Genomic DNA, 1318 nt, shown 5'->3' on the forward strand with positions numbered 1-1318 from the left:
GACCATTGCTCCTATGTCAAGCAGCGGCCTGCGTGTGGGTTTCTTGGCTGGTTCCGCTTTTGGTTTGGTCTGCGTGTAAGCAACGGTAGACGGTGCGGTTGAGGTGGCGTTTGAGGCAGCGCAGCGCTTCCTTGGTTGTTTTTCCGCGGGCGAGACGGCTGCGGTAGTACACCTGGCCGGCGCTGCCCGGGATACGCAATTGAGTGATCGCGATTCGGTGCAACGCGGCGTTGAGTTGTCGGTTTCCTGAGCGGTTCAGTCGGACCCGTCCGGCGGTGTTGCCCGACCAGACTGGAATCGGTGCTGTGCCGGTGTGCCTGGCGAAGGCGGCTTCGCTGCGGAAGCGGTTGATGCCGGCGGCTTCGGCGATGATTTTGGCGGCAGTCAGTTCACCGCATCCAGGTAAGGCCAACAGAGCCGGAGCGACCTGCTGCACTCGCGTACCGATCCGGGCCGCCAGTGCGTTGATCGTTTCGGTGAGGCGCCTGACATCAGTAAGTTCGTCGCGGGCCAGCTCGGCGAGCAGCCCGTGTTGAGTGTCCAACCATGCACCGAGGGCCGCGCAGGGTTTGTGACGGTGCAGCGAAGCGGGTTTGGGTTCAGCGCCGGGGTCGAGTTCGTGGACGCGTTGGCGCAGCCGATTGATCGTAGAAGTCCTTTGCGCTACAAGGTCTTCGCGACGATCGATCAGCAATTTCAGTTCACGGGAAACTGCATCGTGGGAGGCGACCGGCAGACCAGGGTTGCGCAACACTGCGTGCGCGACGGCCAGTGCGTCGATGGAGTCAGACTTGCCGCGGGTCCGCGCCGAGGCGCGGGCCTGCGACATCAACTTCGGGGCCACCCGCACTACGGACTGGCCCGCGGTGAGCAGATCGCGTTCCAGGCGAGCGGAGAGGTTGCGGCAGTCTTCGATACCCCACAGCAGTTGCTCCCCGAATTGCTCGCGAGCCCACGCTATGGCTTGGTGATGGCCCTCTGTGGTGGCTTTGACGACTTTCTCGCCGAGTTTGCGGCCGACCTCGTCGACAGCGACAAAGGTGTGGGTGCGCTTGTGTACATCGGTTCCAACGACGACCATGGACGGTGCCTTCTTTCATCTGGTGGATGAGGTGAAGGTCGGGCCGACCGGCAGGACACATCTCAGTGGGGGCGGTGCCACGCTCCTATCAAGTCACGCCGGTCGGTCCTTCCCACCTGGCATCGGCACAACGGTCGAATGCCAACCCCACGGGCGGCAGTGTCTGTAGGAGCCAGACACCAGGTGAGAAGACCCAACCACCGCAACAGCGGCACGTCCACCGTGACACTGAGTGTC

The 1318-nt window shown here is 63.1% G+C and carries 1 protein-coding gene; it reads right to left on the minus strand.

Annotation, left to right across the window (positions count from 1 at the left end; translation table 11 throughout):
* Window positions 1–16: 16 nt before the first annotated feature.
* Window positions 17–1081 carry an IS110 family RNA-guided transposase gene (locus BST17_RS28480; protein ID WP_165762368.1) on the minus strand — a complete coding sequence of 355 codons (1065 nt, stop codon included), beginning with the start codon at window positions 1079–1081 and terminating at the stop codon, window positions 17–19.
* Window positions 1082–1318 lie beyond the last annotated feature (237 nt).

Origin of the sequence: Mycolicibacterium bacteremicum (genome assembly GCF_002086115.1) — a bacterium.
Taxonomy (GTDB): domain Bacteria; phylum Actinomycetota; class Actinomycetes; order Mycobacteriales; family Mycobacteriaceae; genus Mycobacterium; species Mycobacterium bacteremicum.